This is a genomic window from Amycolatopsis speibonae (genome assembly GCF_042647925.1).
In the GTDB taxonomy this organism is placed as follows: Bacteria; Actinomycetota; Actinomycetes; order Mycobacteriales; family Pseudonocardiaceae; genus Amycolatopsis; species Amycolatopsis speibonae.
In genome coordinates, this window is the sequence record NZ_JBHRWK010000022.1 from 228,666 (window position 1) to 250,393 (window position 21,728).

General features: G+C 68.0%; 23 protein-coding genes. 13 read left to right on the plus strand and 10 right to left on the minus strand.

Features of this window, described 5'->3' with window-relative positions:
• Window positions 1–253 precede the first annotated feature (253 nt).
• Window positions 254–730 carry a Cys-tRNA(Pro) deacylase gene (gene ybaK / locus ACFOSH_RS17035; RefSeq protein WP_378239882.1) on the minus strand — a complete coding sequence of 159 codons (477 nt, stop codon included), beginning with the start codon at window positions 728–730 and terminating at the stop codon, window positions 254–256.
• A 190-nt stretch (window positions 731–920) separates the two neighbouring features.
• Between ybaK and ACFOSH_RS17040 the strand changes: the two genes are divergently transcribed.
• The gene (locus ACFOSH_RS17040) at window positions 921–1,559 is read left to right on the plus strand and encodes a sigma-70 family RNA polymerase sigma factor (RefSeq protein WP_378239978.1); all 639 of its coding nucleotides are present in this window, start codon (window positions 921–923) and stop codon (window positions 1,557–1,559) included.
• Window positions 1,556–1,879: a mycothiol system anti-sigma-R factor gene (gene rsrA / locus ACFOSH_RS17045; RefSeq protein ID WP_378239883.1), complete on the plus strand. Its 324-nt coding sequence runs from the start codon at window positions 1,556–1,558 to the stop codon at window positions 1,877–1,879. The genes ACFOSH_RS17040 and rsrA overlap by 4 nt, the downstream gene beginning before the upstream one ends.
• A 68-nt stretch (window positions 1,880–1,947) precedes the next feature.
• Here the strand turns inward: rsrA and ACFOSH_RS17050 are convergent, their stop codons facing one another.
• Window positions 1,948–2,022 (minus strand): 50S ribosomal protein bL37, encoded by a 75-nt coding sequence (locus ACFOSH_RS17050; RefSeq protein WP_369299112.1) that lies wholly within the window; start codon window positions 2,020–2,022, stop codon window positions 1,948–1,950.
• A 106-nt stretch (window positions 2,023–2,128) separates the two neighbouring features.
• On the opposite strand from ACFOSH_RS17050, the gene ACFOSH_RS17055 reads away from it, so the two are divergent.
• A complete protein-coding gene (locus tag ACFOSH_RS17055; protein WP_378239884.1) occupies window positions 2,129–3,652 on the plus strand; it encodes a sensor histidine kinase in 1,524 nt (507 codons plus the stop codon).
• A 327-nt stretch (window positions 3,653–3,979) separates the two neighbouring features.
• Here the strand turns inward: ACFOSH_RS17055 and ACFOSH_RS17060 are convergent, their stop codons facing one another.
• Window positions 3,980–4,234, minus strand: coding sequence for a WhiB family transcriptional regulator (locus ACFOSH_RS17060; RefSeq protein WP_026466945.1), 255 nt, complete (start codon window positions 4,232–4,234; stop codon window positions 3,980–3,982).
• Window positions 4,235–4,507: 273 nt separating this feature from the next.
• Complete coding sequence (locus ACFOSH_RS17065; RefSeq protein ID WP_378239885.1) at window positions 4,508–5,434, minus strand: diacylglycerol/lipid kinase family protein; 927 nt, start codon at window positions 5,432–5,434, stop codon at window positions 4,508–4,510.
• 301 nt (window positions 5,435–5,735) lie between these two features.
• On the opposite strand from ACFOSH_RS17065, the gene ACFOSH_RS17070 reads away from it, so the two are divergent.
• Window positions 5,736–6,239 (plus strand): hypothetical protein, encoded by a 504-nt coding sequence (locus ACFOSH_RS17070; RefSeq protein WP_378239886.1) that lies wholly within the window; start codon window positions 5,736–5,738, stop codon window positions 6,237–6,239.
• Here ACFOSH_RS17070 and ACFOSH_RS17075 read toward each other — a convergent pair.
• Both ACFOSH_RS17075 and ACFOSH_RS17080 read right to left on the minus strand, forming a co-directional pair.
• Window positions 6,236–6,718 (minus strand): GNAT family N-acetyltransferase, encoded by a 483-nt coding sequence (locus tag ACFOSH_RS17075; protein ID WP_378239887.1) that lies wholly within the window; start codon window positions 6,716–6,718, stop codon window positions 6,236–6,238. The genes ACFOSH_RS17070 and ACFOSH_RS17075 overlap by 4 nt on opposite strands.
• Complete coding sequence (locus ACFOSH_RS17080; RefSeq protein ID WP_378239888.1) at window positions 6,718–7,311, minus strand: acid phosphatase; 594 nt, start codon at window positions 7,309–7,311, stop codon at window positions 6,718–6,720. Before ACFOSH_RS17080 ends, ACFOSH_RS17075 begins: the two co-directional genes overlap by 1 nt.
• Window positions 7,312–7,374: 63 nt before the next feature.
• On the opposite strand from ACFOSH_RS17080, the gene ACFOSH_RS17085 reads away from it, so the two are divergent.
• Window positions 7,375–7,845, plus strand: coding sequence for a hotdog fold domain-containing protein (locus ACFOSH_RS17085; protein ID WP_378239889.1), 471 nt, complete (start codon window positions 7,375–7,377; stop codon window positions 7,843–7,845).
• A 184-nt stretch (window positions 7,846–8,029) separates the two neighbouring features.
• On the opposite strand, the gene ACFOSH_RS17090 is transcribed toward ACFOSH_RS17085, so the two are convergent.
• Window positions 8,030–8,707 (minus strand): hypothetical protein, encoded by a 678-nt coding sequence (locus tag ACFOSH_RS17090; RefSeq protein ID WP_378239890.1) that lies wholly within the window; start codon window positions 8,705–8,707, stop codon window positions 8,030–8,032.
• 168 nt (window positions 8,708–8,875) lie between these two features.
• Between ACFOSH_RS17090 and ACFOSH_RS17095 the strand changes: the two genes are divergently transcribed.
• On the plus strand, window positions 8,876–10,483 hold the full coding sequence (locus ACFOSH_RS17095) for a GMC oxidoreductase (protein WP_378239891.1): 1,608 nt from the start codon (window positions 8,876–8,878) through the stop codon (window positions 10,481–10,483).
• A 1-nt stretch (window position 10,484) separates the two neighbouring features.
• Here ACFOSH_RS17095 and rfbC read toward each other — a convergent pair whose 3' ends face one another.
• Complete coding sequence (gene rfbC, locus ACFOSH_RS17100; RefSeq protein WP_378239892.1) at window positions 10,485–11,090, minus strand: dTDP-4-dehydrorhamnose 3,5-epimerase; 606 nt, start codon at window positions 11,088–11,090, stop codon at window positions 10,485–10,487.
• A gap of 376 nt (window positions 11,091–11,466) precedes the next feature.
• Here rfbC and ACFOSH_RS17105 point away from each other — a divergent pair, with 376 nt between their 5' ends.
• Window positions 11,467–12,642 carry an NAD(P)-dependent malic enzyme gene (locus ACFOSH_RS17105; protein ID WP_378239893.1) on the plus strand — a complete coding sequence of 392 codons (1,176 nt, stop codon included), beginning with the start codon at window positions 11,467–11,469 and terminating at the stop codon, window positions 12,640–12,642.
• A 290-nt stretch (window positions 12,643–12,932) separates the two neighbouring features.
• On the opposite strand, the gene ACFOSH_RS17110 is transcribed toward ACFOSH_RS17105, so the two are convergent.
• Window positions 12,933–14,336, minus strand: a complete 1,404-nt coding sequence (locus ACFOSH_RS17110; protein ID WP_378239894.1) for a bis-aminopropyl spermidine synthase family protein — start codon at window positions 14,334–14,336, stop codon at window positions 12,933–12,935.
• A 91-nt stretch (window positions 14,337–14,427) separates the two neighbouring features.
• Between ACFOSH_RS17110 and ACFOSH_RS17115 the strand changes: the two genes are divergently transcribed.
• From ACFOSH_RS17115 to ACFOSH_RS17130, 4 genes are read left to right on the plus strand one after another with little or no spacing between them, the layout of a single operon-like run.
• A complete protein-coding gene (locus ACFOSH_RS17115) occupies window positions 14,428–15,516 on the plus strand; it encodes an ABC transporter ATP-binding protein (RefSeq protein WP_378239895.1) in 1,089 nt (362 codons plus the stop codon).
• Window positions 15,516–16,199, plus strand: a complete 684-nt coding sequence (locus tag ACFOSH_RS17120; protein WP_378239896.1) for an ABC transporter permease — start codon at window positions 15,516–15,518, stop codon at window positions 16,197–16,199. The genes ACFOSH_RS17115 and ACFOSH_RS17120 overlap by 1 nt, the downstream gene beginning before the upstream one ends.
• Entirely contained in the window at window positions 16,196–16,885 is a 690-nt protein-coding gene (locus tag ACFOSH_RS17125) for an ABC transporter permease (RefSeq protein WP_378239897.1), read from the plus strand. The genes ACFOSH_RS17120 and ACFOSH_RS17125 overlap by 4 nt, the downstream gene beginning before the upstream one ends.
• A complete protein-coding gene (locus ACFOSH_RS17130; protein ID WP_378239898.1) occupies window positions 16,882–17,790 on the plus strand; it encodes an ABC transporter substrate-binding protein in 909 nt (302 codons plus the stop codon). Before ACFOSH_RS17125 ends, ACFOSH_RS17130 begins: the two co-directional genes overlap by 4 nt.
• Here the strand turns inward: ACFOSH_RS17130 and ACFOSH_RS17135 are convergent.
• Entirely contained in the window at window positions 17,787–18,302 is a 516-nt protein-coding gene (locus tag ACFOSH_RS17135) for a GNAT family N-acetyltransferase (RefSeq protein ID WP_378239899.1), read from the minus strand. The genes ACFOSH_RS17130 and ACFOSH_RS17135 overlap by 4 nt on opposite strands.
• Window positions 18,303–18,694: 392 nt before the next feature.
• Here ACFOSH_RS17135 and ACFOSH_RS17140 point away from each other — a divergent pair, with 392 nt between their 5' ends.
• Both ACFOSH_RS17140 and ACFOSH_RS17145 read left to right on the plus strand, forming a co-directional pair.
• The gene (locus ACFOSH_RS17140) at window positions 18,695–20,260 is read left to right on the plus strand and encodes a S8 family peptidase (protein ID WP_378239900.1); all 1,566 of its coding nucleotides are present in this window, start codon (window positions 18,695–18,697) and stop codon (window positions 20,258–20,260) included.
• 435 nt (window positions 20,261–20,695) lie between these two features.
• The gene (locus tag ACFOSH_RS17145; RefSeq protein ID WP_378239901.1) at window positions 20,696–21,727 is read left to right on the plus strand and encodes an Ig-like domain-containing protein; all 1,032 of its coding nucleotides are present in this window, start codon (window positions 20,696–20,698) and stop codon (window positions 21,725–21,727) included.
• Window position 21,728 lies beyond the last annotated feature (1 nt).

The window sequence follows — 21,728 nt, forward strand, 5'->3', positions numbered from 1 at the left end:
CTCCCGAGGGTGAACCCTTCCTCCCGCGTTTCGTCCTCTGAACGCGGTGCGGGAGCGACGGACTGTGGATCGTCACGTTCGCCCCAGGCGCGCCATCACGTACTTCAAGCGGGCAGGGCGGCGGTGACGAGTGGGTCGGGGTGGTCGTGAGTGGCAAGTGCCGTTAGAACGACACTTGCCACTCACGACCACCCCGACCCAAGCTCCAGCCGCCGCGTTCAGCCGACTACTTGCGAGAAGCCCGCGCGGGAACTCACCCCGCGATCGGAGCCACCACGGCACCGGTGAGCCGGGCCAGGTCGCCAGGCGCGAGTTCGACCTCCAGCCCGCGGCGCCCGGCCGAGCAGTGCACGGTCTCGAACCGCTCCGCCGAGGCGTCGATCACCACCGGCAGCCTGCTCCGGTGCCCGAGCGGCGAGATCCCGCCGAGCACGTACCCCGTCGCGCGCTGCGCGGCCGCGGGGTCGGCCATCTTCGCCTTCTTCCCGCCCGCGGCGGCCGCCAGCGCCTTCAGGTCCAGCTGGCCGGTGACCGGGACCACGCCGACGGTCAGTTTCCCGTCGACCTCGGCGACCAGGGTCTTGAAGACGCGCGCGGGGTCGAGCCCCAGTGCTTCGACGGCTTCGAGGCCGTACGACTCGGCCCGCGGGTCGTGGTCGTAGGCGTGCAGAACGTGCGCCACCTTCTGCTTCGCCAGCAGCGCCGTCGCCGGGGTTCCCTTGCCTGCCATGGGCGGAGTCTACGAGCGCTCCGGGAATGCCCGGCCGGGCCGCACTGTTGAAAGGCACGTGTCCACCACACTCGAAGCTCCCCGAATCCTGATCCCGCGCACGCCGGGCGGCCAGGTGATCCGTCCGCGCGTAAACTCGACGGCGTCTCATGCGCACAAGCGCATCGACGCCGATCGGGAAGGGAACGGTTTGCCGAGCACGCAGAATCCCGCGCCGGACACGGGCACGGACGCCGAAGAGGCGGCCGCGCGGGCCGAGCGCTTCGAGCGGGACGCGATGCCCCTGCTCGACCAGTTGTACTCGGCCGCCATGCGGATGACCCGGAATCCGGCCGACGCCGAGGACCTCGTCCAGGAGACGTACCTGAAGGCGTACGCCGCCTTCGCGTCCTTCAAGGCGGGTACGAACCTCAAGGCGTGGATGTACCGCATCCTCACGAACACCTACATCAACGGCTACCGCAAGCGTCAGCGCCAGCCGGTGCAGCAGCCCACCGAGGAGATCACCGACTGGCAGATCGCCAAGGCGGAGAGTCACACCTCCAGCGGGCTGCGCTCGGCCGAGGTCGAGGCGATGGACAACCTGCCCGACGTCGACGTCAAGGAAGCGCTGCAGAAGCTGCCGGAGGAGTTCCGCCTCGCGGTCTACCTCGCCGATGTCGAAGGTTTCGCGTACAAGGAGATCGCCGAGATCATGGACACGCCCATCGGCACCGTGATGTCCCGGCTGCACCGCGGCCGCGCCCAGCTCCGTGACCTGCTCGCCGACGTCGCCCGTGAACGGGGCTTCATCCGCGCCGGCAAACAGCAGGAGGTGGCGGGGCGATGACCGACGACTACTGCGCGAGCGCTGACGACAAGGTCAAGTGCGAGGAAGCTCTCGCCGACATCTACCTCCTGCTCGACAAGGAGTGCAGCGCCGAGCGCGACGAGGCCTTGCGCAAGCACATCGAGGACTGCCCGCCGTGCCTCGAGGAATACGGCATCGACGAGCACATCAAGCAGCTGCTCGCCCGCAAGTGCGGTGGTGACCACGCGCCGGACGATCTGAAGTCCCGGCTGCGGGCCTCGATCCGTCAGACCGTGCAGACCAAGGGCGCGATCACCATCGAGCGCACCGAGGTCAAGATCGAGCAGACTTTCGAATAGCCCGGCTCAAGACACGCGAAGGCCCCCGTACCGGATCGGTGCGGGGGCCTTCGCAGTCTGATCGATGATCAGGAGTTGGGCTTCTTGCCGTGGTTCGCGCCGTTCTTCTTACGGTCGCGACGCTTGCGGGCGCGCTTCGACATGTTTCACTCCTCGTCCGAGTGGCCCTCGCGGGGTGGTACGACACCGCTGGGCCAGGGTCAACCTCTCCAGTGTGTCATGCGGCCCTCACCCTGCTTGGATGGGGACGTGTCCACCCTTTCCGATCTGCTCGCGGAGAACACCGGCATGTCCGGTGAAGCCGCGGACCATCTCCAGACCGTGGTCGCCGAGTGGCAGCTGCTGGCCGACCTGTCCTTCGCCGACTTCCTGCTCTGGGTCGCCGTCTCGGAAGAGCTGCAGCCCGACGGCGGCGACTACGTGTGCGTCGCGCACGCGCGCCCGACGACGGCGCCGACGGCCCATCCGGAGGACGTCGTCGGCTCCCGGTTCACCGAGGGCGAGCACCCCCAGCTGGCCAAGGCGAGCCGCGAGGTGCGGATCTGCCGCGAAGAAGACCCGCATTGGTACCGCGACCTGCCGATGCGCCGCGAGGCCATCCCGGTGGTGTTCGGCGGCACGGTGATCGCCGTCCTCAGCCGCGAGACCAACTTGGCGGCTTCGCGGGTGCCGAGCCCGCTCGAAATCGCCTATCTCGGCAGCGCGGGCGACCTGTGCCAGATGATCGTCGACGGCACCTTCCCCAGCCCGGGGAACCAGACGGACACGCACACCAGCCCGCGGGTCGGCGACGGCCTGATCCGCCTCGATCCGACCGGCACCGTGGTCTTCGCCAGCCCGAACGGGCTGTCGGCCTATCACCGGATGGGGCATGAGTCCGATCTCGTCGGCCAGCGACTCGCGCCGCTGACCAGGTCGCTCATCCGCGACCCGTTCGACGCGACCGAGGTGTCGCACCGGATCATCGAGGCGCTCGACGGCAAGCCCAGCAGCCGCACGGAGGCGGATTCCCGCCGCGGTGCCGTCGTGCTGTTCCGTGCGCTGCCGCTGCGCCCCGCCGGGCAGGCCGCCGGCGCGCTGGTGCTCGTGCGCGACGTCACCGAGGTGAAGCGCCGTGACCGCGCCCTCCTTTCGAAGGACGCGACCATCCGTGAGATCCACCATCGGGTGAAGAACAACCTGCAGACCGTCGCCGCGCTGTTGCGGCTCCAGTCGCGCCGGACCTCCAGCGAGGAGGCGCGGCTCGCGCTCGGCGAGTCCGTGCGCCGGGTTTCGTCGATCGCGATGGTGCACGAGGCGCTGTCCATCTCGGTGGACGAACGGGTCGACCTCGACAAGCTGCTCGACAACGTCCTCCCGATGGTCGGCGAGGTCGCGACGGCCGAATCGCAGGTCGGGCTTTCGCGCAAGGGCTCTTTCGGCGTCGTCGTCGCCGAGATCGCGACGCCACTGGTGATGGTGCTGGCCGAACTGGTCCAGAACGCCATCGAGCACGCGTTCCCCGACGGACGGCCGGGCAAGGTCGAACTCGAGGTGGAACGGTCCGCCCGCTGGCTCGACGTCGTCATCCGCGACAACGGGCGCGGACTGCCTTCGGGGTTCTCCCTGGAACGCAGCGACGGTCTCGGACTGCAGATCGTGCGGACCCTGGTGGAGTCGGAACTGCGCGGCTCGCTGTCGATCCGCGGTCTGCGCGGGGAGTCCGAGGAATCCGGCGGCCGCCGGGCGGGAACCGAAGCGGCCCTGCGGATCCCGCTGTCCCGCCGTCTGTGAGTTCGGGAGTCCGCAGTGGACTGTCCCTTGTGATCATCCTCAAGGGACAGTCTCATCCGGACACGTTTTAGGGCCGGCGCCCGAAGAGAAGTGGCGCCGGCCCTGTAACGGTTCCGCGGGAGGACTGGGAAAAAGTCCTGGAAGCCATACCCCGCATAGGGGTGTGTCGGCCTCGCTTGTTAAGCTCAAGTCGGGTAGGTATCACCTCGCAACGCAGGGCCATACAGCCACTGCGCCGCGGGATTTCCCGAAGCTTGGGGTTCTTGCCGAGTTTTTAGGTGCTGCGATGAAGCGTGCTGAGTCTTGAAAAGCTGAGTCTTGAAAAACTCAGGCGGAGGTACGCGTGCCGATGTGCGTACGACGGCGCTTCAGGGCCCGTCGCTCGTCCTCGCTCATCCCGCCCCACACGCCTGCGTCCTGCCCGCTGGCCAATGCCCAGGCCAAGCAGTCGGAAGCGACGGTGCAACGGTGGCACACGGATTTCGCCTGAGTTACCTGCGACAGAGCAGGACCGCTGGTTCCCACGGGGAAGAACAGCTCGGGGTCCTCGTCTCGGCAGGCCGCGTCATGGCGCCAGTCCATGTTTCTGAGCTCCTTCATAACGGCGCGGTACTCCGCGCCATAGTCGTCATGGCGGTCGTTTTTTTGGGTGCTTGTGAATGCTTTCACGAAGCACCCGTTTCGACAAGGGTTTTCTGAAGATCGGTGAGTCAGCTCACCCGGCCGAGCGACGCTTCTGACCTGCGGTTTCGTTCCGAAACGGCCTCCCGAAGGGAAGGCCGATGCGGTGAGCGGAGGTTCTGCGTCGATGAGCGGCAGGTCGTACTTTGCCGCAGGCGATCAGTGGTCCGGTCGTCAGACGATTACCGTCAGTGCTTCCGGGACGCTGAAGAACTCCACTCTTTTCCGCTGGCCGACGAGGTCGCCGTCCACCTGGAAGTTTACCGGTTCAGCAGCGTCGATGCGGATCATCGGCAGGTCATCGTGACGAAGGAGACGTCGTCCGCGTTGGTTGCTCTTCGTGAGCAATGCTTGCCGTACATGCTTGAACACGGTGGGCAATTTCAGACCGCTCAACGCGAAAAGGCCCAATCCGGCGTCGAACGAGCTGCCCGGGTTCAGGTGGACGGGACGGTCCCCCAGGTAACTCCACGGATCGGTGTTCGACACGAAAGCGGTCAGCACTTCGGTGGGCTCTTCACCCGGGATCCTGACGGTGAGGGGCGGACGGCCGAGCGGAGGCCGCAGATGCGACGCCACCGCGGCCCTCACGTAGAGCCCCGTGGTGGTCTGCTTGCCCCGGCGCTTGGCCACGCGGCCGACGACGTCGGCGTCCCAGCCCAGGCCGGCGTTGAAGGTGAACCAGTGGCCGTCGGCGATCCCGAGGCCGACTTTGCGGCTCCGGTCGTTCTCGATGGCGTTGAGGAGCTGATGGGTCGCTTCCACCGGATCGTGCGCGATGCCCAGCGCGCGGGCGAAGACGTTCGCCGAGCCGCCCGGCACGACACCGAGCATGGGGACGCCGCCTACCTTGCCCGGATCGCCGTCGGCGTCCGCGAGGAGGCCGTTGACCACCTCGTTGACCGTGCCGTCGCCGCCGTGGGCGACCACCAGGTCGATCCCGTCACGGGCGGCGGACCGCGCCACGGCCATCGCGTGGCCGCGGTAGTCGGTCTCCACCACGTCGAGTTTGACCTGGCTGGCCAGTGCGTGCGCAAGCACGTCACGGCCACCGGCGGTGGTCGAGGTGGCCTGGGGATTCACGACGAGGATGGCACGCACATACCGCAGGGTAAGTGACTACGGCCCGAAGGTGGGAGCTTCACGTGACGCGAAGCTCAGCCGCGCGAGGCGTCCTCGAAGCAGCACGCCCTTGAGACAGCACCGTGTGGCCCCTGTGGCGGGCGTCCCTCCTTCACTGCCGGTGAGTGACAGCTCAGTCGTGACAAGTGCACCCGGGCCGACCGCCCGCTCATCGACGACACCCTCATTTTTTCCCTGTCGGCGGCCGGACGAAAACGGCCGACCGGGTGGCATACGATCGAAAGTGCTCACGTACGGTGACCCGCCCTGGTGGAGTGCCGTGTCCGGAAGCCTGGAAGGCTGTTTCGCCGTGTCCATCGCCGACAAACTCTCGCCCGCGCCCCGTGAAGTCCGCCTCGCCGGGGCCATCACCGCGCTGCCGGGGCTCGCCCTGATCGTGTTCGCGGTCCTGCTCCTGGTCAACGGCCAGGCCGGACCGGAGAACCTCCTGGCCGAGGTCACCTATTACCTCGTCCTCGCCGCCGGAACGGTGGCCTGCGCGGCCGGGCTGGTGCTGGGGAAGACCTGGGCGAGGTCGCCCGGCGTGGTCGTCGCGCTGATTCTGGTCGGGGTCGGCTGGTACGGCGCGGGCCCGTCCGGGCAGCCGCTGTGGGGCGTGCCGCTGGGCCTGATCGGCGTCGCCGTCCTCGTGCTGCTGTTCCGCCGCCCGTCCCGCGCGTGGGCGCTCGGGCTTCAGGAAGGCGAGACCGAGGAAGAGGCCGCCGAACGTGACGGCGCCGCCGGCCGCGCCGCGCGCCGCGAACGGGAGGAACGCGACTCCTAGATCTGGGCGGCGAGCGCCCTCAGGGGTTCGTCGGTGAGCCGGTCCACGGTCCACTCGTCCATCGGCACCGCGCCGAGCGACTTGTAGAAGCCCTGAGCCGGGTTCCAGTTCAGCACCGACCATTCGAGGCGGGCGTAACCGCGCTCGACGCAGACCGCCGCGAGGGTGGCCAGGAGCGCCTTGCCGAGACCGGAGCCGCGCTGTTCGGGGCGGACGTAGAGGTCTTCGAGGTAGAGGCCGTGCACGCCGCGCCAGGTGGAGAAGTTGAGGAACCAGAGCGCGTACCCGACGATCTCGCCGCCGACCTCGGCGACGTGCCCGAACAGGCCCGGCGCCTCGCCGAACAGTGCGACGCGCAGCTGCTCTGGCGTGAGGTGGCATTCGTCCGGGGCGCGTTCGAACTCGGCGAGGTCGTAGACGAGCTGGACGACGGCGTCCACGTCTTCTTCGCGGATGCGTCGGATCCGTTCGTCGGCCACTAGTCCTCCGTCGTGGGGAGCAGGTTGAGGTGTTCGATCTGGGGCTCGCCGCGTTCGTCGCCGAGCACCGCGACACCCGCCGGGTCGAGTCCGAAGTGGACGCCCGCTGTAGACGGCAGGCCGACCCAGCGCGCGACCAGGACGCGGCTGAAGTGCCCGTGGCCGACCAGGATCACGTCACCCTTGGCGAGCGGTTCGCGGACGCGGTCGATCAGCTTGTCGGCGCGGGCGTTGACGTCCTCCGCGCTTTCGCCGCCGGGGACCGGATGAGACCAGACCGTCCAACCGGGAGCGGTCTCGCGGATCACCGGGGTGGTGACGCCCTCGTAGTCGCCGTAGTCCCACTCGGCCAGTTCTTCGGTGATCTCGTCGACGCGCAGACCGGCCAGCTCGGCCGTCCGCAGCGCGCGGGTGCGAGGGCTGGAAAGGACGAGCGCCGGGTTGCCGCCGAGCACCGCGCGCAGGGTGCCGCCCGCCGCGCGGGCCTGCCCTTCGCCCGCTGTCGTGAGCGGGATGTCGGTGCGTCCGGTGTGCCGTCCGTTGACGGACCATTCGGTCTGGCCGTGCCGGAGGAGGAAGAGCCGATGAGCCACGGTTGCGAATATAGCCTGCGGTCCGGTTATGCTACTGACGAGTAACATGATGAGGAGACCGTGATGGCGCAGAATCCGACCTACGCGATGTGGAACCGGCTGGCCGGGAAGCCGGTCGGCAAACAGCTGTTCTCGGCGGCGATGTGCCTGCGTGTGCCGTACTTCCGGACGGTGCTCCCGTCGGTGCGCGAACTGCGTCCCGGCCGGTGTGAGGTGACGTCCCCGAAGTGGTGGGGTGTTTACAACCACATCAAGACTTTTCACGCGATAGCGGCATGCAACCTCGCCGAGATCGCCATGGGCATGCTCGCCGAGGCGACCGTCCCGACGACGCATCGCTGGCTGCCCAAGGGGATGACGGTCGAGTACGTGGCGAAGGCCGAGACCGGCCTGCGGGCCGTCGCCGAGCTGCCGGAGTTGCCGGAATTCGGCGACGAGGGTTTCGAGCTCCCCGTGCCGGTGACGATCACGGACACGAACGGGAAACCCGTCGTGACCGCGACCATCACCATCTGGGTGACCAAGAAGAAGTAAGCCGCGGTCGATCGGGGGTCACTTCGACTTCATCGAGGGTGTTCCTTGATCGCGTGGCCCGGGTCGCAGCCGTCGGCAGGTCCGGAACCACGCGGTCAAGGCCCTGGCGTCCTCATGCGTTTCGTCCTCTGGATGCGGCCCTTGCGCGTGCGACTACCGCATTCAGAGGACGAAACGCGGGGAGTCAGAGGGGTTTTAACTGGACGTAGGTCACCTGCTTGAAGGTGTTCTCCCCGCTCGGCGACGGCAGGCCGAGCAGCTGGTCGGCCGCTCGCGCCAGGGGGCCGCAGCCGGTCGTGCGCGGCACGGTGAGCTGGGCGTCGACGACGCCGAACTTCACCGTCTTCGGGTTCTGCGAGATCACCTCGAAGGGCACCGTGGGATCGTCCTTGACCACCGAGTGGAGTGGCGCTTCGAGCGTGCCGATCGTGCATCCCTTGGGCAGCAACGGATGCCGCAGGACCGCGTAGAGGTCCAGCTCGCCGCGGCGCTCGTCGTTCGACAGGAAGTCCGAGTAGCCGCCGTACTTCAGCTGCAGGCTCGCGCCGAAAGTGCCGGGGATCCGGGCGGGAGCGTGCCGCAGTTCGCCGAAGACCTGCGCGAACTTTCCGTCCACTTTGCCCTCGGAGAACGTCAGCCGCATCTCCCCGATCGGGATCTCGCGGGCGCCGATGGTCAGGACCCCTTGGGAGACAAAGGCTTCGCAGCGCCAGGTGCCGGGGTCGGCGTCGGCGGGCGGAGCGGGGCATGCGGAGAAGTCGAACTCGGGCACGGGGGACGACGCCGCGGAGGCGTGGCCGGGGAGGGCGACGAGGGCGGCGGCGGAGAGTGCGGCCGCGGCCGCTGCGAGAAGACGTCTCATGACCGGAAAGAGTGGTCTGTGGCGGTCTGGGACACATCGGGGAAGCCACCCAGGGGATCCCTGGAATCACCCCGTTCGAGTGAAAATAAACGGTGTTTACCCAGCTGACGCGAATCCATTTCGGATTCGGTCTTGAAGGTGCCTCGAACGGCGGGCGATCATCGGCCCATGTCCCCACTGTCGCGCCGCAAGTTCCTCGGGTTCACCGCGCTCAACTCCGCCGCCGCTCTCGGGCTCACCACGATTTCCACCGCTCAGGCCGAAGAAACGACCCCGGGCTTCTCGACGGCGGTGGTCGTCGGCACCGGCTACGGCGCCGCGGTCACCGCGCTCCGCCTCGGCGAAGCCGGGATTCCCACCGTCATGCTCGAAATGGGCAAGCTGTGGGCCGACCCCGGCCCGGACGGCAAGGTCTTCTGCGACATGCTCCGGCCCGACCGGCGGGCCGCGTGGTTCAAGGACCGCACACAGGCCCCGCTCGCGTCGTTCCTGTGGCTTGACCTGGCCAACCGGGACATCAAGCGGTACCCCGGCGTGCTCGACAGGGTGAACTACGGCGACATGTCCGTCTACGTCGGCCGGGGCGTCGGCGGCGGTTCGCTGGTCAACGGCGCGATGGCCGTGACGCCGAAGCGCTCGTACTTCGAGGAGATCCTGCCCGACGTCGACGCGGACGAGATGTACGGGACGTACTTCCCGCGGGCAAACCGGACCCTCGGCGTGAACGACATCGACCGGGACTGGTTCGAAACCTGCCGTTCCTATCGCTACGCGCGGGTTTCCCGGAAGGCGGCGGCACGAGCGGGACTCAGGACCGTGTTCGTGCCCAGCGTCTACGACTTCGAGTACATGAAGCGGGAAGAAGCGGGCACGGTGCCGCGGTCGGCGCTCGCGTCGGAGGTCATCTACGGCAACAACCACGGCAAGCGTTCCCTCGACAAGAGCTACCTCGCGGCCGCGCTGGGCACCGGGAACGTGACCATCAAGACGCTGCACCAGGTCCGCGGGATCACCCGCCAGACCGATGGCACCTACGTCCTCACCGTGCACGAGACCGCCGAGGACGGCGCGGTCGTGGCGAGGAAACAGCTCGGCGCGAAGTACCTGTTCCTCGGTGCCGGCAGCCTCGGTTCGACGGAACTGCTCGTGCGGGCCCGCGAGACCGGGACGCTGCCCGAGCTGAACGACGAGGTCGGCCGCGGCTGGGGCACCAACGGCAACGTGATGCTGGGCCGCGCCAACCACGCGTGGGATCTCGGCGGATCACTGCAGTCGGGGATGCCCGCGCTCGGCATCGACGCGTGGGACGACCCGGTGAACCCGGTCTTCGCCGAGGTCGCGCCGGTGCCGGCCGGGATCGAGACGTGGCTGAGCCTGTACCTGGCGATCACGAAGAACCCCGAACGCGGCCACTTCACCTACGACGCCGCGAGCGACTCCGCGCGGCTCCAGTGGAGCGCTTCGCAGGGGAAGCCGTCGATCGACGCGGCGAAGTCGCTGTTCGACAAGGTCAACCGGGCGAATCGCACGATCTACCGGAGTGACCTGTTCGGCGACACGCGGTCGTTCGAGAACCGGTTCACCTATCACCCGCTGGGCGGGTTGGTGCTGGGCAAGGCCACCGACTCGTACGGCCGGGTGAAGGGCTACCGGAATCTCTACGTGACCGACGGATCGCTGATCCCCGGCAGCACCGGGGTGAACCCCTTCGTGACGATCACCGCGCTGGCGGAGCGGAACGTCGAACGCGTGCTGTGGGAGGACGTGCCGCGCTGATTCAGCCCCCGGCCCGCAACTTCTCGTAGTACTTGACGCATTCGTCGTACCGCGGCAGCAATCCCTGTTCCAGGGCCTCTTTCAGGTGGGGCGCGTCGACGTCCTTTTCGGACACCACGGGTTCGATGTCCTGCGGCCACGGCAGCGCGAGATCGGCGTCCATCGGGTTGACGCCGTGCTCGGCCGCCGGGTTGTACGGCTCGGAGCAGAGGTAGGTCATGACCGTGTCGTCTTCGAGCGCCATGAAAGCGTGGCCGAGGCCTTCGGCGATGTAGACGGCCTTGTAGTCGGTGCTGTCGAGCACCACGGACGTCCATTCGCCGAAGGTGGGCGAGCCGACCCGGAGATCGACGATGACGTCCAGGATCGAACCGCTCGGGCAGTACACGTATTTGGCCTGCCCGGGCGGGGTGTCCGCGAAATGCAGGCCGCGGATGGCGCCGCGCCGGGAAACGCTGGTGTTGGTCTGCGCCAGGCGAAGCCGGTGACCGACCGCTTCGACGAAGGCCTCTTCCTGGAACGGCGCCACGAACAGGCCGCGGTGATCGGGGAAAACGCGCGGGGTGAACTCGAAACATTCGGGGATGCTGAGGCGCCTGGCTTGCATACCTCAATGCTAACGAGCCTTTCCCAAGCCGGACGGACGTCTTGGGAAACCTCCTCTGAGCTGCGGAAAGCCGGAGCCGTTTGTGACATGAACCGCACCAGAGGGGCACACTGGTCCGCATGCCTGTCACAATGATCTGACCGCTGCGTCCGCGGCCGTCGCCACACCCACGGCACCGATGGCCGATTGGACGCTTCGCCGACAGGCCGGCGCTACCGCGCTGGGCTGCCGTGTCGGAGGACGAGTTACCCCAGGTGGCCGGGCCATGCCCAGTTTTGGCCTGCTCACCGGCCAGTTCCCCCGCTCGCAGTCCCAGGAGAATCCCATGACCTTCGCTCGAATCGAGACTTCGCCGTCCTTAGACACGGCGGAAGCAATGACGGGAACCACGATGACCACGCCAGTGACGGACACCGAGATCTTCGAGGGGCACGAGGGCGGCAAGCTCTCCGTGGCCGCGACGCGCCCGATCTCCTCGCCCCGTGACCTCTCGGTCGCGTACACGCCTGGGGTGGCGAAGGTGAGCCGGGCGATCGCCGAGGACGCGGCCAAGGCGAAGCGGTACACGTGGGCGGACAGGCTGGTCGTGGTGGTCAGCGACGGTACGGCGGTGCTCGGCCTCGGTGACATCGGCGCGAGTGCCTCGCTGCCGGTCATGGAGGGCAAGTCGGTCCTGTTCAAGACCTTCGGCGGGCTCGACTCGATCCCGCTGGTGCTCGACACCACCGACGTCGACGAGATCATCGAGACCCTGGTCCGGCTGCGCCCGTCGTTCGGCGCGGTGAACCTGGAGGACATCTCGGCGCCGCGCTGCTTCGAGCTGGAGGACCGCCTCAAGGAGGCCCTCGACTGCCCGGTCATGCACGACGACCAGCACGGGACGGCGATCGTCACGCTGGCCGCGCTGCGCGGGGCGAACCAGGTCCTCGGCAAGGACATCTCCGGCCAGCGCGTGGTCGTTTCGGGAGCGGGCGCGGCGGGTGTGGCCTGCGCCAGGATCCTGCAGAACGCCGGCGTCGCGGACGTCACCGTGCTCGACTCGCGCGGCATCATCCACTCCGGTCGCGAGGGCCTGAACCCGATCAAGCAGAAGCTCGCCGAGACCACGAACACGGCCGGTCTGCGCGGCGGCCTCGGCGAGGCGCTCAAGGGCGCCGACGTCTTCCTGGGCCTGTCCGGGGCGACCATCGACGAGTCCCTGCTGGCCGGGATGACCGACGACGCGATCGTGTTCGCGCTGTCCAACCCGGACCCGGAGGTCCACCCGGCCGCGGCTTCGCGGTACGCCAAGATCGTGGCGACCGGGCGCAGCGACTTCCCGAACCAGATCAACAACGTGCTGGCGTTCCCCGGCGTCTTCCGCGGCGCGCTGGATTCCGGCGCGCGGGCAATCACGGAGAACATGAAGCTGGCCGCGGCCGAAGCGATCTTCGCCGTCGCGCAGGACGACCTTGGCCCGGACCGCATCGTCCCGAGCCCGCTGGACCCGCGCGTCGCGCCCGAGGTGGCCGCCGCGGTCGCGAAGGCCGCCGAGGCCGACGGCGTCGTCTGAGGGTCCCTTTCACGCTCGCTCAAGTGCTATGAAAGACCCCTTCATTGCAAATTTTGCAATGAAGGGGTCTTTCATAGCGCGCGGGGGTTGCGCACCTCAGCCGAGCAGCTCCGTCAGCCGGTGCCGCGGCAGGCCGAAGAAGTTCCGGAAGGCGTTGCGAAAGCCACTTTCGCAACGGTCACGTCAGGTGCCAAGGCCGTGAAGGCCTCCTTCACTACCTTCAGGGTAGGGAAGGAGGCCTTCACGGCCAGATGACCACCGCTGTCGCCCACCAGGAACCCGGCCGCACCTCAGCCGAGCAGTTCCGTCAGCCGGTGCCGCGGCAGGTCGATCAGCCGTGCGTCCGTCAGGTCCGAAGGGACGTCCAGGGAGACGTTCGCCAGCCGCGCGTGCGCCCGGGTCAGCAGCTCCTCCTGGTGCTCGACGGCGTCCGCGACGACGACGGCGTGCCGGTTGTCCGGGGTGCTTCGCAGCAGCCGCAGCCGGTACTTCGCCCCGACCAGCCGGTTGAGCGCGCCCTGAGCTTCGGCGTTCGTCAGGTCGGGATGCGAGTTCGGGACCAGCAGCGCCAGCCGTCGCGCGTTGGTGCCCAGCAGGGTCCGCAGCAGCCACGGGCCGGGGTCGGCCGAAAGGTCCATCGCGACAGCGTCGCCTTCCGGCCCGGAGACGGACCAGTCGACCGGCCGCGACTCCAGCGCCAGCCCGCCCTCGGCGGCGATTTCGTGCAGCTTGTCCAGCAGTGACGGCTTGGCCGCGCCGGCGGACTCCACCGACTGCGGTCCGTGCGTGTAGATCGCGGCCTTCCCCTTGCCGCCGCGGTTCTTCTTCGACTTCGCGGTCGGCTGGCAGACGTAGAGGTCCGCCGCGCTCCCGATCGCCTGCGCGCCGAAGTACCGGTTGAAGTCCGGCAGGATCGCCTCGAAGGTCAGTCCGAGCGTCGCGAGCGCCCGCTGCACCTGCGCGCCCAGCGCGGGATGGCGGGGGCTGTAGCCATAGGCCAGCAGCAGCCGCCCGTCCGAAGGTTCGCTGAGCGCCTGGACCCCGCGCGCCGCGAACAAACCCATTCCTTCAGGGGTGTAAGGCGGATCACTGAACACGAGGTCCATCCGCCCGGCCACCGACGGCGGCAGCCCGACGCGCAGATCCGTGTGCAGGGTGCGGATGGACCGCTCGCTGAGTTCGTCGATGTAGGCCAGCACACGGTCGTCGAGATCGACGACGGTGAGATCCGCGTCCGGCCGCAACGCGCGCACGGCCAGCGAAGTGAGGTCGTGGTCACCCAGGAACAGCAGCTTCGCCGTGTCGAGGTCGTACCGCTCGTCCAGCCACAGCGCGCGGTTCAGCACGGTCTCGGGAGTCGCCTGCACGTGGTCGAGCGCGGCCAGCGGCGCGGGCACGTTCTCGACGTAGCTGGTGATGGTCCTCAGCAGGTCGGGATCGGTTTTCCGGTCCCGGGCCCCGAAGCGCGCGTACGTCTCACGGGCGGCCGGGGCCAGCCGGAAACGGGACTCGTCCCGCTCGAGGTCGTCGCCGAGCGCGTTCAGGACGTCTTCGACACTCCGGCGCGGCGCGGTGCTGATCCGGACCAACTCGCCGAGGTCACGCCAATCCGTCCGGAGCAGTGAAATCACCTGATGGAGCGGTCGCACGTGGACACCGTGCGCCGCGAGGACGTCATCGACGGAAGGACTCACGGCCCGCAGCCTAGTGAACCGATCCCTGAGACACCGTGCCAACAGGGCCGATGTGGGCTACGGTTTTTCGACCAGACATGGGGAGAGACACGTGACTATCGAGTTCCGTGGCGTGACCAAGCGGTATCCGGACGGGACGGTCGCGGTCGACGACCTGAACCTCACCGTGGACGACGGCACCATCACCGTCTTCGTCGGGCCGTCCGGCTGCGGCAAGACCACGTCGCTGCGGATGATCAACCGCATGGTCGAGCCGACCTCGGGTGCCGTGCTGCTCGACGGCAAGGACGTCAGCGACGGCGACCCGGCGCTGCTGCGCCGCGGCATCGGCTACGTCATCCAGCACGCCGGCCTCTTTCCACACAGGACAGTCCTGGACAACGTCGCCACCGTGCCGCTGCTGACCGGCTGGGACAAGGGCAAGGCGCGCAAACGCGCGGCCGAGCTGCTCGAGACCGTCGGCCTGCCCGCGGAACTCGGCAAGCGGTATCCCGCGCAGCTTTCCGGCGGCCAGCAGCAGCGCGTCGGCGTCGCCAGGGCGCTCGCGGCGGATTCGCCGGTGCTGCTGATGGACGAGCCGTTCTCCGCCGTCGACCCGATCGTCCGCGAGGAACTGCAGGACGAACTGCTGCGCCTGCAGTCCCAGCTGGGGAAGACGATCGTGTTCGTCACCCACGACATCGACGAGGCCGTGCGGCTCGGCGACAAGATCGCCGTGCTCCGTGTCGGTGGTGTGCTCGCGCAGTACGGCACGCCCTCGGACGTGTTGCGTCATCCCGTCGACGACTTCGTCGCGTCGTTCGTGGGCAAGGACCGCGGCTACCGCGGCCTCTCCTTCCTTTCCGCGGAAGGGATCGTCGTCGAAGAGGTCAAGCGGGTCGAGGTCGGCAAGCCCGCCCCCGGACCGTCCGACGAGTGGCTGGTGGCTGTCAACGCCGAAGGGCAGCCGCGCGGCTGGCTGCGCCCTGGGTCCACTGTGGATGGAGAACTCGCGGAGACCGATCTCGTCGCCGGTGGGTCGCTCTACGTCCAGGGGTCGCCGATCCGCGGCGCCCTCGACGCGGCGCTCTCGTCGCCCGCGAGCCTCGGCGTGGTGGTCGACGACGGCCTCAAGGTCCTCGGCGTGGTCAGAGCCAAGCAAGTCCTCGAAGTGATCGAGGCGCTGCCGCTGGGTTCCTGATGGGGGACTTCTTCGCGGAACTCGGACGCTATCTCGGCAGCGCCAACAACCGCTCGCAGTTCTTCGGCGACCTGCTCGACCACATCTACCTCTCACTGGTCCCGCTGGTGCTGGGCCTGGTGATCGCGGTACTGGCGGGCTGGCTCGGGCACCGGTTCGCCGCGGCGCGTTCGGTGCTGCTGGTGGTGTCGAACCTGCTGTACACGATCCCGTCACTCGCCTTGTTCGTGGTGATCCCGGGCATCATCGGCTCCAAGATCCTCGACAGCCTCAACGTCATCGTCGCGCTCACCGTCTACACCGCAGCCCTGCTGGTGCGCCCGGTGCTGGACGCGCTCGACGCCGTCCCGCCGCACGTCGTCGCCGCGGCCACGGCCGTCGGCTACAAACCCGCGCGCCGATTCCTCAGCGTGGAGCTGCCGCTTTCGATACCGGTGCTCGCCGCGGGCGTCCGGGTGGCCTCGGTCAGCAACATCAGCCTGGTCAGCGTCGGCGCGCTGATCGGCACCGGCGGGCTCGGCGTGCTGTTCACCGACGGCTTCCAGCGCGAGTACTTCTCGCCGATCGTCGTCGGGATCGTCGCGACCCTGCTGCTCGCGCTGATCGTCGACCTGGTGCTGGTCCAGCTTCGCAATCTCCTCACACCCTGGGACCGGGTGGCGACCACGGCGGGGGCGAAATGATCGGCGACGTCCTGAACTGGTTCGGCGACCCGGCCCACTGGCAGGGCACGGACGGTATCCCGGCCCGGCTGCTGCAGCATCTCGGATACACGGTGCTGGCGCTGGTCTTCGCGCTCATCGTCGCGATCCCGCTCGGGCTCTATGTCGGGCACACCGGCCGCGGCGCGGTACTGCTGGTGAGCGGGGGCAACGCGATCCGCGCGCTGCCGACGCTGGGGCTGGTGACCTTCCTGTTCCTGCTCTTCACCGAAAGCGAGATCTCGACGATCATCGGGCTCGTGGTGCTCGCCGTCCCGCCGATCCTCGCCGGGACGTACGCGGGCCTGCAGGCGACCGACCACGGTGTGGTCGACGCGGCGCAGGGCATCGGAATGACCGGCTGGCAACGGTTGTGGAAGGTCGAGGTGCCCATCTCGCTGCCGCTGGTGCTCGGCGGGGTGCGGAACTCGGTACTGCAACTGGTGGCGACGGCCGCCGTCGCCGCGTACGTCGGCCTTGGCGGTCTCGGCCGGTTCCTGCTCGACGGACTGGCCATTTTGGACTACCCCCAGGTGGTCGCGGGCGCGGTCCTGACGACGTTGCTCGCCGTCGTGCTGGATCTGTTCCTGGCCGGTGTCCAGCGGTTGCTGGTGCCCAAGGGAGTTCGGCTGGCGCAGATCGCGAGCGGGAAGAAGGCGGCGGTATGAGGCGGACGGTGACGGCGCTGTTCGCCGGGATCGCTTTGCTTGCGGTGTCGTCGGCGGGCTGCGGCAACCCGCTCGCCGGCGGGGCCGAGGGCGGCGCGACCGGCGACATCATCATCGGCGCGTCCGACGTCGGGGAAAGCCTTCTGCTGGCCCAGATCTACGCGGGAGCGTTGCGCAACGCGGGCGCGGAGAACGTGACCGTGCGCCCGCCGGTCGGCAGCCGTGAGGTCGTCGTCAAGGCACTGCAGGACAAGTCGCTTTCGGTGGTGCCGGACTACAGCGGGAACCTGCTGCGCTACTTCGACAAGGAGACGCAGGCCACCACCCCGCAGGACGTGTACACGCAGCTGAAACAGAAGCTGCCGTCCGGGTTCGAGGTGCTGGAGCAGGCGCCTGCCGAGGACAAGGATCTTCTGGTGGTACGCAAGGAACTCGCCGATTCCGGGATCAGGACCTTCTCCGATCTCGGCAAGCGGTGCAAGGAACTCGTGTTCGGCGGTCCCGGCCAGTGGAGCAGCCGCTGGAAGGAAAAGATCAAGACGCTCTACGGCTGCGAGTTCGCCGAGATCCGCACGACCGACACCGGCGGCCCGGTCACGGTCGCCGCGCTGAAATCCGGCGACATCCAGGTCGCCGACCTGTTCAGCACGTCGTCCACGATCGCCGCGAACGGCTTCGTGCCGCTGGTGGACGACAAGAACATGTTCCCCGCGCAGAACATCGTGCCGCTCGTCGCGAAGGGGACGCTGTCGCCGAAGGAGGTCGACGCGCTGAACCGGGTCTCGGCGGCGCTCACGACCGATCAGCTGACCGAATTGAACGTCCAGTTCAGCGAGGAGAAGCGGAACCCGCTCGACGTCGCCGAGGAGTTCCTGCGGCGGAACAACCTCCTCGCCGGGAGCTAGAGGCGGTCGAAGGCGGGGGAGTAGCGGAAGTCGCCCCGGAGTTCCGGCGTGTACGCGCGCAGGGTGCGGACCTGGAAATGCGGCGCCCATTCCGCGACCGGCGGCGTGATCCCGTACTGATCGGCGAGAACGAAGCCGAAGCGCGAGTAGTAGTTCGGGTCGCCCAGCAGGACGACCGCGCCGTAGCCGAGCGCGTCCGCCGCGCCGAGCACGGCGTGCACGAGCGCGGAGCCGACGCCGGAGGCGTGATACTCGGGCAGGACACCGAGCGGGCCGAGGCCGACCGTCGACTTCTCGTCGGAGCCGAGCCGGGACGGGCTGCAGCAGACGTGCCCCACGACCTTCCCGTCGCGTTCGGCCACGATGGACAGTGCGCCGATCAGATCACCCTCCGCCCGGAGTTCGTCGACGAGTTTCGCCTCGACCACCGGGACACTGTGTTTCGCGAACGCGGCCAGATGGACGGCGTGGATCGGCTCGATGTCGGCCGGGTTTTCCTGTCGGAGCAGCATGCGCCAGAGTGTGCTCCCTCCGAAGGTAGGATGGAAATCGATTTCCGCGCCGGGACGTCGCGACTTTAGTAGGCGGCCATCCGTGTGTACTTCCGTGGCGGTGAAACGATCCGTGGTCCGGAAAACGACCACCGGATGTGCGGATCCCCCATTCTTCGTGGGCCGTACGGGCGCAAAACGCGACTAAAGGCGGGGGCTGAATGGTACCCGAGCTGCGTCGATGTGACGCCCATTACTACCCGGATGTCCGTAATGCAAGGTCTTCCTTGGGGTGAAAACGCGACTTAGTCTCAGCCTGCGTTCGGCGAGTGAACGCGCTTCACCTTCCGATTCACCCAACGATCCGGCGGACATCTCCTGTCCGCGGGTCGACCCTGCCTGGGAGGAATATCTTGAACAATTCCCTGGGATCCTTGAAGAGACGACTGCCGGTGTTCGGTGTCACGGCCGCGGTCGCCGTGCTGACGGCGCTCGGTGGCACGACTGTCGCGTCGGCGGCGGAAGGCTCGATCGTCAACGCGGGCAGCGCGAAGGCGATCAAGGACAGCTACATCGTCGTGCTGAAGGACGGTTCTTCGGTCGAGGCCACCGCGAAGAGCGTGACGAACCGCCACGGCGGCAAGGTCGAGAAGACCTTCGCGTCCTCGGTCCGCGGCTTCTCCGGCGTCCTGACCGAAAAGCAGGCGAAGCGTGTCGCGGCCGACCCCGCTGTCGCCTACGTGGAGCAGAACCAGACCGTCTCGGCCTCGACGGACCAGCTGAACCCACCGTCGTGGGGCCAGGACCGGGTCGACCAGCAGAGCCTCCCGCTGGACCAGAAGTACAGCTACAGCACCACGGCGTCGAACGTCACCGCGTACGTCGTCGACACCGGCATCCTCACCACGCACCCCGACTTCGGCGGGCGCGCGACCCACGGCCGTGACACCGTCGACAACGACAACGACGCCACGGACTGCAACGGCCACGGCACCCACGTCGCCGGCACCATCGGCGGTACCGCGCACGGTCTGGCCAAGGGCGTCAAGCTCGTCGCCGTCCGCGTGCTGAACTGCTCCGGTTCCGGGACGACAGCCGGTGTCATCGCCGGTATCGACTGGGTGACCGCGAACGCCGTCAAGCCCGCCGTCGCGAACATGAGCCTCGGTGGCGGCGCCTCGGCGACCCTCGACCAGGCCGTCCAGCGGTCGATCGCGTCGGGCGTCACCTACGGTGTCGCGGCCGGTAACGACTACGGCCAGAACGCGTGCAACACCTCCCCGGCCCGCACGCCCGAGGCGATCACCGTCGGCTCGACCACGAACACCGACGCCAAGTCCGACTTCTCCAACATCGGCACCTGCCTCGACATCTTCGCGCCGGGCAGCGGCATCACGTCGACGTGGCTGAACAACGGGACCAACACCATCAGTGGCACCTCGATGGCGACCCCGCACGTCGTCGGCGCGGCGGCCCTCTACGCCTCCGCCAACCCGACCGCCACGCCCGCCCAGGTCCGTGACGCCCTGGTCAACGCCGGCACCAAGGACAAGGTGACCAGTCCGGGCACCGGCTCGCCGAACGTGCTGCTCAACACCGGTTCCGGCGGTGGCCCCGGCCCCGAGCCGACGCCGTGTGGCACGCAGACCAACAGCGGCGTCGTCGCCATCCCCGACGCCGGTGCCGCCGTGACGAGCACGGTCACCGTCGCGAACTGCGCCCGCAACGCCTCGGCCACCACCAAGGTCGCGGTGAACATCACGCACACCTACGTCGGTGACCTGGTCATCGACCTGGTCGCGCCGGACGGTACCTCGTACCGCCTGAAGGGTTCGAGCAACGACTCGTCCGACAACATCAACACCACCTACACCGTCAACGCCGCGGCCGAGGCCGCGAACGGCGCCTGGAAGCTCAAGGTGCAGGACGTGTACCGGGTCGACACCGGCTCCCTCAACAGCTGGTCGCTGACCCTCTGATCCACCCCTGGAGTACGTGAAGGCCCCCTTCCTCCTGCTGGGAAGGGGGCCTTCACGTGTCGGGCGCACCGGTTCATTTCCTGACCTGCGTTTTTGTCAAAACCCCGGAACACCTTGCGGCTACAGGGAATCTTTTGTGTCCCGTGGCGGACGGGTGACGAGGAATCCCGAAAGACTGACATCGTCGAACCGGACTGGGCAGGCCCTGTCGCCGAGTGGATACTTCTCGGAGTCGGCGCGCAAAGGGCCTCGGGCATTCACTCATCGCGATTTGCCCCTGGCGGTCGGGAATCAGCGCGATCGACGCGGACGAATTCGCATTCCGTGGCCGAACATGATCGTGGTGCCCGCGCTCGCCTTGGCGCGCCCGTGATCGCCGTGTCGGTGGCACGGGCATGTCCAGTTTTCCGGAGGTGGCACGAAAGGGGCGGCAAGATGGCCGTGCTGGTGCAGAACCAAGTCGACGGGCCGAACTGCTATTGCGCGGGATATGTGGTTCCCGCACAGAATTTCGACTCGGCGAGAGCCGGGGAGATTCACCCGCTGGCGGCTTTGCGGGGTACGTTGAGCGAGGACACCACCCAGACCTTGACGATCGTCGTCGATCACGACGTGCCCTATCTGATGGGCAGCGTGACGACGGACGGCGGAAGCTATCCCGCCGGGGTCAATGTCACCCTGACGGATCCCGGTGGCAATCGGGTGGAGCCGAGTGAAACCGACAGCCGTTTCGTCGTCTGTTCCGGCAACGATCCGACGATGCTCCAAAGCTGCATGATCAAGACTCCCATGCCGGGTACCTGGACAGTCACGGTGCAGAACGCCGACAACAGTTCCTACGTGTTCTTCTCCACCATGCCGACAGCGGCGCAGTACCCCACCATCTACAACACGCTGACCCCGCTCGCCGACAGGGATGCGCTGGGGGCGGGGCCGGAAGGGGCCAGCGGGTGCTGGGGATGCAAGATCACCTGCTGGGTCGTCGCCGTCGCGGCCGCCGCGCTGCTCGGGCTCGCCGCCGCGTTGCTCACGGCCGGCGCCGCCCCTGTCATCGCCTGCGCTGTGTTGATGGGATCGGTCGGTCTCGCCATTTCGGCGGCGGGTGTCGTGGTCATCCTGCAGGCCTTGCTGGCCGGGGCGGGTGCGACGGTCGGGATCATCGTGCTCAACATGTGCTCCTGGGTGAACGCCTGCCCGACCGGGGTCACGGCGATGATCACCAGTCCGGCGACGGGAGAGACGGTCAGGGGGACGATCCTCACGAACGCCACGGCCACGAACACGACCACGGTGGCGTTCTACGTCGCCCAGCAGACCCTCATCGGCACCGCCAACTCCGGTCCGAACTGGAACATCGACTGGAACACGACCAAGATCTCCAACGGGGGACATTCGGTGTCGGCCCTGGCCACCGGGCCGAACGGGGCCGCTTGGTCGGCTCCGGTGAAGGTCACCATCCACAACTAGT

Coding starts and splice junctions, on each gene's coding strand:
- ybaK (WP_378239882.1), bottom strand. CDS start 730: ATGGCAGGCAAGGGAACCCCGGCGACGGCGCTGCTGGCGAAGCAGAAG.
- rsrA (WP_378239883.1), top strand. CDS start 1,556: ATGACCGACGACTACTGCGCGAGCGCTGACGACAAGGTCAAGTGCGAG.
- ACFOSH_RS17060 (WP_026466945.1), bottom strand. CDS start 4,234: ATGGACTGGCGCCATGACGCGGCCTGCCGAGACGAGGACCCCGAGCTG.
- ACFOSH_RS17085 (WP_378239889.1), top strand. CDS start 7,375: ATGGCGCAGAATCCGACCTACGCGATGTGGAACCGGCTGGCCGGGAAG.
- ACFOSH_RS17090 (WP_378239890.1), bottom strand. CDS start 8,707: ATGAGACGTCTTCTCGCAGCGGCCGCGGCCGCACTCTCCGCCGCCGCC.
- ACFOSH_RS17095 (WP_378239891.1), top strand. CDS start 8,876: ATGTCCCCACTGTCGCGCCGCAAGTTCCTCGGGTTCACCGCGCTCAAC.
- rfbC (WP_378239892.1), bottom strand. CDS start 11,090: ATGCAAGCCAGGCGCCTCAGCATCCCCGAATGTTTCGAGTTCACCCCG.
- ACFOSH_RS17105 (WP_378239893.1), top strand. CDS start 11,467: ATGACGGGAACCACGATGACCACGCCAGTGACGGACACCGAGATCTTC.
- ACFOSH_RS17120 (WP_378239896.1), top strand. CDS start 15,516: ATGGGGGACTTCTTCGCGGAACTCGGACGCTATCTCGGCAGCGCCAAC.
- ACFOSH_RS17125 (WP_378239897.1), top strand. CDS start 16,196: ATGATCGGCGACGTCCTGAACTGGTTCGGCGACCCGGCCCACTGGCAG.
- ACFOSH_RS17130 (WP_378239898.1), top strand. CDS start 16,882: ATGAGGCGGACGGTGACGGCGCTGTTCGCCGGGATCGCTTTGCTTGCG.
- ACFOSH_RS17135 (WP_378239899.1), bottom strand. CDS start 18,302: ATGCTGCTCCGACAGGAAAACCCGGCCGACATCGAGCCGATCCACGCC.
- ACFOSH_RS17145 (WP_378239901.1), top strand. CDS start 20,696: ATGGCCGTGCTGGTGCAGAACCAAGTCGACGGGCCGAACTGCTATTGC.